The 13905-nt window shown below is 62.9% G+C and carries 12 protein-coding genes; all 12 read right to left on the reverse strand.

Translation table 11 applies throughout. The features are described 5' to 3' along the window. Window positions 1–13: 13 nt before the first annotated feature. Window positions 14–1489 (reverse strand): lysine--tRNA ligase, encoded by a 1476-nt coding sequence (lysS, locus tag M6689_RS04175; RefSeq protein ID WP_298268196.1) that lies wholly within the window; start codon window positions 1487–1489, stop codon window positions 14–16. A 173-nt stretch (window positions 1490–1662) separates the two neighbouring features. Continuing rightward, complete coding sequence (locus M6689_RS04180) at window positions 1663–2871, reverse strand: hypothetical protein (protein WP_298268198.1); 1209 nt, start codon at window positions 2869–2871, stop codon at window positions 1663–1665. Window positions 2872–2908: 37 nt separating this feature from the next. Then, window positions 2909–3907 (reverse strand): hypothetical protein, encoded by a 999-nt coding sequence (locus M6689_RS04185; RefSeq protein WP_298268200.1) that lies wholly within the window; start codon window positions 3905–3907, stop codon window positions 2909–2911. 86 nt (window positions 3908–3993) lie between these two features. Beyond that, a complete protein-coding gene (locus tag M6689_RS04190) occupies window positions 3994–4458 on the reverse strand; it encodes an FKBP-type peptidyl-prolyl cis-trans isomerase (RefSeq protein ID WP_298268202.1) in 465 nt (154 codons plus the stop codon). A 35-nt stretch (window positions 4459–4493) separates the two neighbouring features. Beyond that, on the reverse strand, window positions 4494–5735 hold the full coding sequence (locus M6689_RS04195; RefSeq protein ID WP_298268204.1) for a DUF1015 family protein: 1242 nt from the start codon (window positions 5733–5735) through the stop codon (window positions 4494–4496). Between the two features lie 104 nt (window positions 5736–5839). Next, window positions 5840–6643 (reverse strand): NlpC/P60 family protein, encoded by an 804-nt coding sequence (locus M6689_RS04200; RefSeq protein WP_298268206.1) that lies wholly within the window; start codon window positions 6641–6643, stop codon window positions 5840–5842. Beyond that, a protein-coding gene (prfB, locus tag M6689_RS04205; protein ID WP_298268208.1) for a peptide chain release factor 2 occupies window positions 6643–7762 on the reverse strand; the annotation gives its coding sequence in 2 pieces (ribosomal slippage) (window positions 6643–7692 and window positions 7694–7762; 1119 coding nt in all). The genes M6689_RS04200 and prfB overlap by 1 nt, the downstream gene beginning before the upstream one ends. Window positions 7763–7836: 74 nt before the next feature. After that, on the reverse strand, window positions 7837–9396 hold the full coding sequence (gene lnt, locus M6689_RS04210; protein ID WP_298268210.1) for an apolipoprotein N-acyltransferase: 1560 nt from the start codon (window positions 9394–9396) through the stop codon (window positions 7837–7839). After that, window positions 9396–10250, reverse strand: a complete 855-nt coding sequence (locus M6689_RS04215) for a hemolysin family protein (protein ID WP_298268212.1) — start codon at window positions 10248–10250, stop codon at window positions 9396–9398. Before M6689_RS04215 ends, lnt begins: the two co-directional genes overlap by 1 nt. Window positions 10251–10293: 43 nt before the next feature. After that, window positions 10294–11049, reverse strand: a complete 756-nt coding sequence (locus tag M6689_RS04220; RefSeq protein ID WP_298268214.1) for a diacylglycerol kinase — start codon at window positions 11047–11049, stop codon at window positions 10294–10296. Then, entirely contained in the window at window positions 11042–11494 is a 453-nt protein-coding gene (gene ybeY, locus M6689_RS04225; protein WP_298268216.1) for an rRNA maturation RNase YbeY, read from the reverse strand. The genes M6689_RS04220 and ybeY overlap by 8 nt, the downstream gene beginning before the upstream one ends. Further along, window positions 11391–13793, reverse strand: a complete 2403-nt coding sequence (locus M6689_RS04230) for an HDIG domain-containing metalloprotein (RefSeq protein WP_298268218.1) — start codon at window positions 13791–13793, stop codon at window positions 11391–11393. Before M6689_RS04230 ends, ybeY begins: the two co-directional genes overlap by 104 nt. Between the last annotated feature and the right edge of the window lie 112 nt (window positions 13794–13905).

Below are 13905 nucleotides of genomic sequence, written 5' to 3' on the forward strand. Positions count from 1 at the left end.
GTCCCGAGTCCCGCTATTTTTCCTTCCGAAGTTGGGGGAAGAGGATAACGTCCCGAATTGACGGTGAATCGGTCAGAAGCATGACCAGACGGTCGATGCCGATCCCCTCCCCCGCTGTCGGCGGAAGACCGATTTCCAGGGCGCGGATGTAATCTTCGTCCATGTAGTGGGCCTCCTCGTCTCCCTTGGCTTTCTGGGCCACCTGGGCGAGGAACCGTTCCTTCTGGTCCACCGGGTCGTTGAGCTCGGAGAAGGCGTTGGCCATCTCCCGTCCGGCACAGAAGAACTCGAAACGGTCGACGATCTCGGGGTCGTGGTCGTTCTTGCGGGAGAGTGGCGACACCTCCGTCGGGTAGGCGGTGATGAAGGTCGGCTGGATCAGTTTCGGCTCGGCCACCTCTTCGAAAATCTCGGTGACGAGCTTGCCATACCCCACGTCAGAGGGTAGATCGAGCCCGAGGCGCTGGGCATAGGCAAAGGCGAGATCGCGGTCCTCCAGCGACTTTGCGTCGATGTCGCCGTACTCGAGGATCGCCTCCTTGACGGTGAGCCGCTTCCACGGACGCTGGAAGCTGATCTCCATTCCCTGATAGGTGAAGTCGAGGGTCCCGAGGACCTCCCGGGCCACGTGGCAGAGAAGCTCCTCAGTGAAGTCCATCAGGTCCTCGAAGGTGGCATAGGCCTGGTAAAACTCCATCATGGTGAACTCGGGGTTGTGGCGGACCGAGATCCCCTCGTTGCGGAAGTTGCGGTTGATCTCGAAGACCCGCTCGAACCCGCCGACCACGAGACGCTTGAGGTAGAGCTCCGGCGCAATCCTGAGGTAGAGCTCCATGTCGAGGGCGTTGTGGTGGGTCACGAACGGCTTTGCCGTGGCGCCGCCGGGGATCTGCTGCATCATCGGCGTCTCGACTTCGAGGAAGTCGTGCTGCACCATGAAGTCGCGGATCAGGTTGACGATCCGGGAGCGCTTGACGAAGACGTCACGCACCTCGGGGTTGACAATGAGATCGACGTAACGCTGGCGGTAGCGGGTCTCCACGTCGGTAAGGCCGTGGAACTTCTCGGGGAGCGGCAACAGAGACTTGGTGAGGAGCCGGATGGAGGTGGCGCTGAGGGTCAGCTCGCCGGTCCTGGTGCGGAACGGGGTACCGGAGGCGCCGACGATATCGCCGATATCGAACGACTCGAAATTTTCAAAAGCCTCGTCGCCGATGGTGTCCTTGCGAACGTAGAGCTGCATCCGCCCCTTGCGGTCCTGCAGCTGGATGAAGGCGGCCTTGCCGAAGGAGCGTCGGGCAATGATCCGGCCGGCGACAGTGAAAACCCGGGGATCCTCCTCGATGGTCTCCGCCTGGCCATAGGCGGCCAGAAGATCCGCGGAGGTATGTTCGGGCCGGTAATCGTTCGGGTAGGGGTTGATTCCCGCTTCCCAGAGGGCGTCGACCTTGCGCCTCCTCTGGAGCAACAGCTCGCTCAGTTCTTCCATGGTAGGTACCGTGCAATCCCTTTCCTGTGGCCTCATTCAGCCGATTTCACAAACCGCCAAATTAGCCCACTCGACCTGCCAAGTCAAGACAAAATCAGGGAGCCCCAATAGGGCTCCCTGCCTGACTTCACGGGGTTATTCCGTGGTTGCGCCCGACGTCGGGACGGCACTTGTCACGGAAGCGTGATCTGCCGGGGGGCGAACCGATTGGTGGTCGTACCGTCGCCGAGCTGGCCGAAGCCGTTGTACCCCCAGGCCCAGTAGGTGCCGTCTCCCTTTTGCACGATGGTGTGATGCCCCCCCACCAGGACGATCCTCGCCACATTATCGAACGGGCTGCCATTCTCGTCGGACTCGATCCGGGTTGGCGACGGGAGATACTGATTGGGCAGTGTCGCATAGCCGAGCTGGCCGGCCAGGTTGTACCCCCAGGTCCAGACCCGGCCGTCGCTTGTCACCACCACCGAATGATCCGAGCCGGCGCCGATGTCGATCACCGTGAGATTTCCGGGAATCACTATCAGCTCCGGAGCGGTGTGGTCAACGGTTGTCGCGTCGCCGAGCTGGCCGAAGCCGTTGTACCCCCAGGCCCAGAGCTGCCCACTCCCAACAAGGGCCAGGTTGTGGCTTCCCCCGGCCGCAATCTTCGTCACACCGGAAAGCCCCTGCACCAGCACCGGGGTGATGGAATCGGTCGTCGAGCCGTTGCCGAGCTGGCCGTTGGCGTTTCGCCCCCAGGCCATCACCTGGGTAGCGTTGAAAGAGATGCTGTGACTTCCGCCGGCCGCGATGCCGCTGGCCGCGATGCCGAGGTTTGGCACCATGGCGGGAACGGAGCGGACCGTCGAGAGATTGTTGAACGCCGCCTGACCGTAGGTGTTCCCCCCCCACGCCCAGACAGCTCCATTGGCGTCGAGGGCGAGGCTGTGGGTCCCGCCGGCTGCCACGGCCGTGATCGGGGCGGAAAACCCGCCGACCTTCACCGGCGTCGAGCTCATGCCAAGGGAGGCGGGACTCCGGCCGAGCTGTCCGGCGCCGTTGCTTCCCCAGGCCCAGACGGTGCTGTAGTTGGCCATTGCCTGCCGCTGGAAGGCGAGGGTGTGGCTCCCGCCGACGGAGACGGCGCTGCGGTTTCCATCGAGGGAGAACGGGAGCTTGAGCACCGCGGGGGTGGCGAGATTTGTGGTGGAGCCGTTGCCGAGCTGTCCCGAACCGTCGTTCCCCATGATCCAGGCCGAACTGTTGTTCTTGAAAATGACCGACTGGGCGTTAAAGGGGGCGGAGAGTTCCGTCGAATCCCTGGCCGGCGGCTCCCCGCTGGCGCAGCCGGCCAGGATTGCGAGCCCCAGAAGTGGAGCCAGCTTGCACAAACCATTTTTCATAACGTTCTCCCGAACTGAAATAGGCAATTCAAGTCCATCAGTCGCGACGCCCCGCGGGGGCAGCTTCACTCCACGCCCCAGCGGCAATCATCCCCGGCTCCCCCGGCGCGGCACCGTCGAAACGGACCCCCCCGAGGTACTCTCCGTCCAGATAGCAGCCCCCTTCCCCGGCAACGAGCCGATCGGCGGTCGTGTTCCGGAACGAAACGGCTAAGCCGCGCTGAAGGAACGGGAGAAGCTCGCGCCGTTCGACGGGAAGCGAGTAGCTCGCCACCGTGGCGAAGTTGCCCGAAACCGGGATGACGCGGGGCACGGCACCGGCCTCGGCAAGGCGCGACGCGACGACCGTCACCCTCCCCCTTTCGCTTCGGGGCAGAACGGCCCGTACCGCCACGGCGATGTCACCCTTGCCGGAGAGCCTGAAATCGTAAAACGGGGTCCATCCCCCGCCGGATACCAGAAAGCTGTAGCTGACACGCCCTTTTCCCTTCGTCCAGATCCGGGCGGTGCTGCCTCCGGCACCGCTCTTCAGGCGAAGGGCCGCGAGCCGCTGGTCGATCTCCTTCAGTCCATCCTCGGCGCGCCGACGTCCCCGAAAAACCTCTTCGAGCTGCGCAACGGCGTACTCGGTACCCTTGCGGATCGTTTCGAGCGGTTCCGGATTGTTCTTGGTCTTGCGGGGGGCCTTGCTGCTCTGGGACCTGGCAGCCGCCCTGAAAATCTCCTCCCGTACCTCCAGCGCCCGGAGCCGGTCTTCGACCCCCTTGCGCCGTTCGATTAGCGCCTTCAGCTCCCGGGACGTCCTGGCATCCGTGGGGGACGCCACTATCTCGATCCGATCGATGAGACTCCCCGCATCCCCCTTTGCCCGAAACGAGCCGGGGATGAAGGTGGCGGGAAGCGGCACCTCGAGATACCCCTTCGCTGCAACCGCGTCGCGCTCGAACCGCGCGCCGTCCAGAAAATAGCAGACCTCGCCCCCTGCCGCCGCAGACGCAGACGCAAAAAACGCAAGAACGACCATGAATAACCGCATACGCCCTCCCTGGCATCACAAGCTAAGATTCAATAACAGCACAGCCGGCCATCACGACCGCGACCGGCCGTTGGCCGGCAATCCGATCACTTCGCCACGTCGAGAAGCTCCACCTCGAAGATGAGGGTCGCGTTGGGGGGGATGACTCCTCCCGCCCCGGCGGCGCCGTAGCCCAGCTGCGGCGGGATGATGAGCTTCCGCCTCCCCCCCACCTTCATCGTCATGATCCCCTCGTCCCAACCGGGGATGACCTCGCCGGCGCCGATGGTGAAGACAAACGGCTCGCCGCGGTCGACGGAGCTGTCGAACTTGGTGCCGTTTTCCAGCCATCCGGTGTAGTGGACCTTAACCGCTTTTCCCTTGGTCGGCCCGGCCCCCGTCCCGACCACCAGATCCTGGTAAGCGAGCCCCGAGGGAGTTTTGGTCAAGGCAGTGGTGGCAACTTCCGGCTTGCCCCCCCCTGGCGACCTCGTCTCCTTGTCCGAACAGGCCGCAATGGCGACAGCCGCCACCAGAAGCAGCAGGACGAGCAGCTTTTCAACTGATCTCACGATTACCTCCCCCAATGATCTGTCCTACGGGCCGCCTACGAGAGGAGATGGACGAAGAGCCCGCTCCGCAGCTTCGGCTCGAACCAAGTCGACTTCGGAGGCATGATCTTCCCGGCGTCCGCCAGCTGCATCAACTCCGCCATGGAGGTCGGGTGGAGGGAGAACGCCACACGGTACCCCCCTCCCGCCACCAGCCGCTCAAGCTCGTCGATCCCCCGGATGCCGCCGACGAAGGCGATCCGCTGGTCGGTTCGGGGGTTGCGGATCGCCAGAACGGGGCTCAGGAGGTTGTTCTGCAGGATGGAGACATCGAGACGGGAAACCGTGTCTCCCTCGTCGTAGCTCCCGGGCCTTGCAGCCAGCCGGTACCAGCGTCCCTCCAGATACATGCCGAACTCGTGACGTTGCGCAGGGGCAAACCCTTTTTCCACCGGCGTGATGTCGAAGCAGTCGCCGACCCGCACCATGAACTCGGCCACGGTCAGGCCGTTCAGGTCTTTCACGACCCGGTTGTAAGGCATAATGTTCATCTCGGAGTCGGGAAAGATGACGGTGAGAAACCAGTTGTACTCCTCGGTTCCGTCATGGGCCGGGTTTTCGTCACGGCGAAGGCCGCGCACCCGCCCCGCCGCCGCGCTCCGGTGATGGCCGTCCGCCACGTAGAGGGTCGGAATGGCGACGAACCGGTCGGTCAGCTCGGCAATGACCGCGGGGTCGCGCACCACCCAGAGCGTATGCCCCACGCCGTCGGAGGTGACGAAGTCGTACTCGGGCTCTCCCTCGGCGACCCTGGCAACCATGACGCTGATCGCCGGTTCGTTGCGGTAGGTGTAAAAGACCGGCTCGTCGTTGGCGTCCAGTCGGTCGATATGCTTCACCCGGTCTTCCTCCTTGTCGGCGCGGGTCAGCTCATGCTTCCTGATGACGCCGCTCTCGTAGTCGTCCACCCCGGCACAGACCACGAGCCCCGTCTGCACGATTTCGCCCATCCGCTGACGATAGACGTAGTAATGCTCCTCGGGATCCTGGGCGAGGCTCCCCTCCTCCATGAAGCGCTCCAGGTTATTCCGCCCCGCTTCGTAGACCACATCGGCGTAGGGATCGGTCTCCGCCGGGAGATCGATCTCCGGCCGGGAAATATGAAGAAAGCTGAAGGGATTCCCTTCGGCCATCCACTTCGCCTCCTCGACGCTCATGACGTCGTAGGGGAGCGCCGCCACCTTCTCGGCGAGATGCTTCGGCGGGCGGAGCGCCCGGAAAGGTTTGATCAGTGCCATGTAAACCTCGAACGAAACGAATTACCCCCCCAAACAGACCCGAAACCTCCATCGCCCGCTTTCGGCATACGCGGCGACAGCCGGTCCAAGTCCATGGGGGTTGATCAGAAATACCGCCGGCCCCCCATGAACTTCTTCGCGAAGTAGCTCTCGTCGAGGGACGAAATCTTGATGTCGTCGCCACGGCGGGGGGCGTGGACGAACTTGCCGTCGCCGATGTAGATTCCGACGTGGTTGATGCTCTGCTCCGAAGTCCCAAAGAAGACGAGGTCGCCGTCCCGCAGGTCCTCGCGAGCGACCGCGTCCCCGGTCAGGAACTGTTCGCGGGAGGTGCGGGGAATGCTGACGCCACAGAGGTTATAGACCGCACGGGCAAAACCGCTGCAGTCCATGCCGTCCACCACCGTATTTCCCCCCCAGCGGTAGGGGATGCCGACGAAACGCTCGGCGGTGCGGGCGGCGATGGCTCCCATCTCCCGGTCACCACCCTTTGCTTCTTCGGGTTTCTTGCGGGTGTCGTCCGGAAGGCGGGAAAGGGAAGACTCCGGCGCCTTGCGGATAACGGTTTCGCTCTTTGTGAAGGGGAGTTCCCGGGGAGGGGCGATGAAATAGGCGCCAATCATCCCGTCCGACACGAGCTTTCGGGCGTTGGCGAGGGCTGCGGCCCTGGTCGGGAAATCACCGAAGCGCACAGCATAGAGGCCGTTCTCCCGCTTGAAGTAGAACGCTTCGATGCCGCGTACCTGCAGCCGGGCCGTCAGCCGCTCGGCGTTCTTCACCTCGGAGAAGGCACCGACCTGGATGGCAAAGCCGAGACGGGAGATGCCGGCATGGGGGGTGGCGCAGCCGGTTGCGGCCGAGAAACAGATGAGGGCAAAAAAGATAAGGTTGAACAGCGTTCGTGCCATCAATCCACGGTATCCTTCACATCGCGCCGCACCCCCATCAGGAAGGCGACGATGAATTCTTCCAGCTCCCCGTCGAGGACCGCGTCGGGGTTGCCGGTCTCCACGCCGGTGCGCAGGTCCTTCACCATCTTGTACGGATGGAGGACGTAGGAACGGATCTGGCTCCCCCAGCCGATCTCCTTCTTTTCCCCCCCCAGCTCGGCGGCCTGGGCCTCCCGCTCCTGGAGCTCCTTCTCGTAGAGCTTGGCGCGGAGCATCCGCATGGCGGTCGCCTTGTTCATGTGCTGGCTGCGCTCGCACTGGCTGGCCGCCACGAGGCCGGTGGGGATGTGGGTAATCCGGACGGCCGAATCGGTGGTGTTCACGTGCTGGCCGCCGGCGCCGCTGGAGCGGTAGGTGTCGATCCGCAGGTCCGATTCGACGATCTTGATGTCGATGTCGTCCTCGATCTCTGGGAAGGCGAAGACCGAGGCAAACGAGGTGTGCCGGCGGGCGTTGGAGTCGAATGGGGAAATCCGCACCAGGCGGTGGATGCCGGCTTCGGCCTTAAGATAGCCGTATGCGTACTCACCGTCAACCGTAAAGGTGGCCGATTTAACTCCCGCCTCGTCCCCCGGCTGGTAGTCGGTGATCTCGGTCTTCCACCCCTTGCGCTCGCAGTAGCGCAGATACATCCGCAGCAGCATCTCGGCCCAGTCCTGGGCCTCGGTGCCGCCGGCGCCGGCGTTGATGGAAAAGAAGCAGGCGCTCTTGTCGTGGGGACCGGAAAGCATCCGCTGGAACTCGGCCCCTTCCACCTCCTTCTCCAACTGATCGTTGAGGCCGCGCACCTCATCCAGGGTCGCCTCGTCCCCCGCCTCTTCGCCAAGCTCGATCAGGACCCTGATATCCTCCGCCTGACGGTTGATCCGGTCCCAGAGCTCGACGGTCTTCTCCAGGCGGGTCCGCTCCTTCAGGACCTGCTGTGCCTTGTCGTTGTCGTCCCAGAAGCCGGGAGCCGCGATCTCGGCCTCCTTCTCCTGGATGTCCTCACGCTTGGCATCTATGTCAAAGAGACCCCCGAAGCTTGGCAATCCTCTCGGCGAGGTTTTCGACCCGTGCTATTTCTTCTCTGAACATGGAACTGCTCCTTTATGAAAAAAGTATCCCCTTCCTCGAAGGGAGAAGGGGTGACAAACGGTGCGCGGAGCTACCTACCGGCTCTTCCGTTTTCCGAAGGCCAGCAGGGTTACCGCCCCCCCTGCCGCCAGACAGATGATAGCAAAAAAATCGCCGAAGCGTGTATAGAGAGTTTCTTCTCCGCCGAGTTTTACCTCGCCGTTCAGAACCGCCTCCGTGAAGAGCGGCGTCATCCCCCGGATATGTCCCTTGCTATCGATGATGGAGGTAATGCCGGTATTGGCGGCCCGCACCAGCGGCACCCGGTTCTCCACCGCCCGGAAGACGGTCATGGAGAGGTGTTGATAGGGGGCGGAGGAGCGGCCGAACCAGGCATCGTTGGTAATGTTCACGAGGAGACGGCTCCCGGCCCTGACATAGGCCCGCGAAAGCTCCGGGAAAATCCCCTCGAAACAGACGAGGATGCCGATCCTTCCCTTTCCCGTGCTGAGCGACGCGATCCGCGCCCCCGGCGAGAAATCGCCGATGCCGGCCACAAGCTTGTTCACGAACGGAAGGAGATTTGCCATCGGCACGTATTCGCCGAAGGGGACCAGGTGGATCTTGTCGCTGCGCCCCACCACCTCGCCCCACGGGGAGAGGAGGAAGGCACTGTTCAGGTACTTCACCCCCGCGTCATCCTTCACGTAGGCGGGGCTGCCGACCACCTCGCAGCTTTTCAGCTCCTTCGCCAGATTCCTGATCCGGGAGGCGTACCTCTCTTCGTCCTGGAAGTAGAACGGCGCGGCGCTTTCCGGCCAGACGACGAGATCCACCGGGCCGGTGACGCACGCCTTGCGGGAGAGCCGCTCATAGATGGAGACCGTCGCCTCCTGGAAGGCAGGGTCCCACTTGATGTTCTGGTCGATGTTCCCCTGCAGCAGGGCGACGGTGAACGGCGTTCCGTTCTCCGGCCGGTGGAGGCGATTGAATCCATACCCCAGGGTCGCGGCCATCAGCACAAACAGCAGCACCACGCTCTTCAGCGGATAGGGAGCACGCTCCTTCCCGACAAAACCGCGGATGATCCGGTAGAAAACCGCGTTGGCAAAGGCGATGAGGAAGCTCAGGCCGTAGACCCCGGTCACGTCCGCGATCTGGATGAGGGGAAGGACCTTGTACTGGGAGTAGCCGAGGCTTGCCCACGGAAAACCGGTGAGGACGAAGGCGCGGACGTACTCAAGACCGACCCAGAGCAGTGGAAACGAGACGAGGAGCGAGATCCCCCGCTCTTCACCACGGCGCATCAGGCAGGCGACGACCGCCGGATAGAGGGCGAGGTAGGCCACCAGCAGCGAGAATAGGCAGAGGCTCACCCCCCATGGAAGCTTGCCGTAGGTGGTGACGACGATGTTGATCCAGTAGAGGATCCCGGCATAGGCGGAGAGACCGGTGACGAGACCGAGACGGAAGGCCTTTCGGGGGTCCTTTCGGCCGCAGGCGAGCAGAAGCGGCACGAAGGCAACCCAGGCGAGGATCGAGAGACCCGGGGTCGGAAACGAGAGGGCAAGGAGCACTCCCGAAAGAAGGGCCATCAGGTAATCGCGCCGGGGAATGGCTTTGTAACCGGACATGCGGAACCTGCTATAATCCACTACGCCTCGGCCTCCCCGGCCTCGTCGCCTCTGCGGACGATCCGGACCTTCTTGATATTGCGCTCGCCCGCTTCGAGGACCGTCATCCGAAGGAGGTCGCTCTCGATCTCCTCACCGACCATCGGGATCCGTCCCGTCAGGTGGAAGATTAGCCCTGCCACGGTGTCGAACTTCTCGCGGGCGATCTCGATCCCGAAGTGCTCCTCAAGGTCTTCGATCGGCAGACGGGCATCGACCACGACCGTCCCCCCCGGCTCCTCCACGAGCCACTCCTCCTCCAGGTCGTACTCATCCTGGATGTCGCCGACGATCTGCTCAAGGAGATCCTCGATGGTGACCAGCCCCGAGGTGCCGCCGTACTCGTCGATGACAATGGCGATATGGACCCGCTTGCGCTTGAATTCCTGGAGGAGTTCTTCCAGGTTCTTGGTCTCGGGGATGAAGTACGGGGCGCGCATGATCCGCTTCAGGTTGATGGCGGCGTCGCCCATCCCCCAGTATTTCAGGAGGTCCTTGGCGTAGATCAGGCCGATGATGTTGTCTACGGTGCCGTCATAGACCGGAATGCGGGAGTGACCGCAGCTGATGATGGTGTTCAGGACCTGCCCCACCGATGCGTCGGCCGGAACGCTGGCCATGTCGGTGCGGGGCACCATGATCTCGCGCACCACCGTATCGCCCAGCTCGAAGATGGAGCGGATCATCTCGTTCTCTTCCTGGTTGATGATCCCCTCTTCCTCGCTGGCGTCCATGATCTCCTGGATTTCCTCCTCGGTGATCCGTTTCCTCCCCGAGAGAAACCTGCCGACCATGTCGATCAGACCGGGACTTTTCCTGCCGGAGCCTTCTTCCAAGGCCTCATCTCCTTCTTCAAGTATTCTTTGATAGCCAGCTGATTTACCTGACGAAACGGAACAGCAGCATTACGGCCACCGTGATTGCCGTGCCGGTGACGGCACCGAGGACCACCTCACGCAGGGAGTGGATGCGGAGCAGCAGGCGCGAGTGACTCACCATCACCGCCAGACAGATGGTCAGGATCGAGGCGATCGGGTCCTGGGTCGTCAGGGAGACAACCGTGGCGATGGAAAAGGCGATGGCCGCATGGCCGCTCGGCAGCCCCCCCTCCAACGGCGTCCCCCGGCCGGAGATCGACTTGAGAATCACCACCACGATAACAACCGAAAGGAGGGCGACCGCCGTCCCCATCTCCGTCGGGGTACCTATCATGCCGAGCATCTCCTTGTAAATGGGGAAAATATACTTCGAAAGGATCAGATACCCCATCACGGTAGCGCCGATGGCGGCCACGAGGACCCCTCCGGCAGCCACATCCTTGGCGGTCCTGGCGAGGGGGTGGTAGCCAGGGGAGACGAGGTCCACCACCGCCTCCACCGCCGTGTTCAGGAGCTCGGCGAAGAGGACGAAGGAGACCGAAACCGCCAGTAGCGTGAACTCAAGGGGGGAAACCTTCAGAAACAGGACCACGAAGAGGAGCACCAGCGCCGAGATGAAATGCCGGCGCATGTGCTTCTGCGTCCGGGTCGCCCAGAAGATCCCCTCGATGGCGCAGTTGACCGAATCGATGAAACGGGTCGGCTTCACCGGCTCACCGTTCGGGTCCAGCGGCTCGGGGGGGTCGACCCTAGACAAGCCCTTCCCTCTCGATAAGCGCGAAGATCTCCCGCTCCCTGGCCTCCATCCGGCGGGCCTCCGCCTCGCCGCTCCGCTCGTGGTCGTAGCCGGTGATGTGGAGGATGCCGTGGAGCAGCAGGAAGCAGAGCCTCGACCAGAACGGAACCTCCCCCTCCTCCGCTTCGCGGGCAGCCGTGTCGGCGGAGATGATCACGTCGCCGAGGACCTCGGGGTTGATGCCGCCGAACTCCCCCTCCCCCATGGCAAACGAGATGACGTTCGTCGGGCGGTCCTTGCCGAGATAGTCGCGGTTAACGTGCCTGATGCCGAGATCGCCGGTGATGACCACCGACAGCTCGCTATCGGGATATCCCAAGGCGTCTAATATCCTCTCCGCCACCTTTCTTAGACGTCTCGTCCCGATCGGATGGCGTCTTTGGCGGTTCGTGATCGCTACTTTCACCCGGTTTCTTCCCTCCGGTGGTTTTATCCTTCTCCTTGTACGCCGGCTCCGGATAGTCGATGCGGTGATGATAGATGCCGGCGAGGATCCGGTTGAAGCTCTTGGCGATTTCATGGAGGTTCTTGAGGGTCAGCTCGCACTCGTCGAGCTGGCCGTCGATGAAGATGTTGTTGATGATCTTCTGCACCATTCCCTGGATACGGTCGGGGGTAGGGTTCGTGAGAGTACGGGAAGCGGCCTCCACGCAATCGGCCAGCATCACGAGGCCCGCCTCCCGCGACTGGGGCTTGGGGCCGGGATAGCGGAAATCGCGCTCGTCCACCGTCTGTCCCTCTCCCGCCTGGGTTTTCGCCTTCTGGTGAAAGAAGCTCATGAGGGCAGTGCCGTGGGACTGGCGGATAATGTCGATGATCGGACGTCCCAGCCGGTGCTCCTTGGCCAGTTCGACCCCTTCCTTGACATGGGAGATGAGAATGAGGGCACTCATGCTCGCGGCAAGGCGGTCGTGGCGGTTCTCACCCCCCCCCGTATTCTCGATGAAGTACTGGGGCTTGCTCACCTTGCCGATATCATGGTAGTACGCCGCCACCCGGGCCAGGAGCGGGTTGGCGTTGATCGCCTCGGCCGCCGCCTCGACGAGGTTTCCCACGAGCACGCTGTGGTGATAGGTGCCGGGCGCCCGGACCATGAGCTCCCGCAGGATCGGAGAATTAAGGTTCGAGAGCTCCAGGAGCTTGATGTCGGTGGTGTAGTGGAACAGCGTCTCGATGAGGGGAATAGTTCCGGTCACGATGGCCGAGCAGACCAGTCCGCCGGCCACGGCAAATCCTGCACTCCAGAGGGTCTGGATCGAGAGGAGACTGTCGTTCATCGTCTGGAAGGCGAGCGCCATGGCGAGGTTCACCACGCTCACCTTCAGCCCTGCCGTGTAGATGCGCGACCGGTCCTTGCAGTGGCGTACGCCGTGGGCGCCGACGATCCCACCCAGGAGGGCATACAGCACGACAAACAGGCTGTTGTTGAACATCACCCCGAGAAGCGGAGCCGTGATGGCCGCGAAGACCATCGCCACCTCCGAGTTCAGGAGAATCCTGATCAGCATCGGTCCCACGGCAAAGGGGAAGAGGTAGTAGTAATCGGCGGTGTCGATGGCAGGGAAAGGGGTTCCCATGGCGGCCGAGATGGTGAAGGCGATCCTGTGGAGGAAGAAGATGCCGACCGTGACCAGGGAAATGAGGAAGAGGTCCTTGCTGGTCGGACTGAACTTGCGGATGTTCTTGCGGGCGAACCGGTACGGAAAGTAGAAGACCACCAGCACAAGGCCGAAGAGGCCGAACCCGACAAAGAAGCGGTTGATTTCCTGGCGGGCGGAGGAGAGCATCTCAAGCTTCTGGGCCTGTTCCGGGGTGATCCGCTCCCCCACCCGGACGATCATTTCGCCGCGCTTGACCTGGAGCAGGACGGGGCTCACCGCCTCCCGGGCCCTCTTGCGGGCGCTCTCCGTCATTTCCCGGTTGAAGACGAGATTGGGGCGGACCGCCTTGGCAATGAGCCCCTTGATAACCCCGGCCTCCCTGAGAGAGAGCCCCGGAACGGAAAACTTCATCCCTTCCAGCGACTTTGCCGCATCGCCCACGTCGAGGGGCGCTGCCGCATACTCCATCTTGCCGAGGGGTTCGCCGCTCATCTGGTCCACCAGGACGACCCCGCGGGCGTTATCGGCCGCGAACGTCCGCCGATCCGCGACGATCTTGTGGGAATGGAGCCTGGCGGCAACCTGCCGCACCTGGTCGAACACCGCCGGGTCGGCACCGACGTGCATGAGTGCGGCCATCTCGGGCGGCGAAACATCACTTCCGAACACGTTCTGAAGCGAATCCTTCAGCGAAGAGGTGTCGGCGCCGGCGGCAGCGCTGCGCAACAGTTGCAGCGACTGCTCGAAACGTCCCACAAGCTCCGCATCCCCCGCCTGGTTGAAGTTGTAGATATAGGGGACCGCCGCCTCGGCCTCGTTTCTCTTCTTCTCCGTCAGTCCGCGGTCTTCGAGGAGATAGTCGCGCGTGGCACGGATATCGGCGGTGGCGATGTCGCCGGCCTTGTACCGCACGGACATGAACTCCTGCCGTGGAATGATGAGAAGGGTCAGGACGAGGGCGGTCAGAAGAAGGAGGATGCGCCGGTTCCTCTGCTCGTGGCGCGGAGAGGAGAAACGTTCGGAGAGGTTGTCCAGGATGCGTCTCAGGGGACGCGTCAGCGAACCCTGTATATCCCGCTCGGTGGTGCCGCTTTGTGAGGGCATGATATGATCTGGTGCTGCTCGGGTCTGTGTGATGATAAACAACTACGTTCAGTGCGATATGCAGCTTAAAGTCAAACTATAGCGTTGTCCCGGCGTGTATGTCAACCACCAT

Origin of the sequence: Geobacter sp. (assembly GCF_027327745.1) — a bacterium.
In the GTDB taxonomy this organism is placed as follows: domain Bacteria; phylum Desulfobacterota; class Desulfuromonadia; order Geobacterales; family Geobacteraceae; genus Geobacter.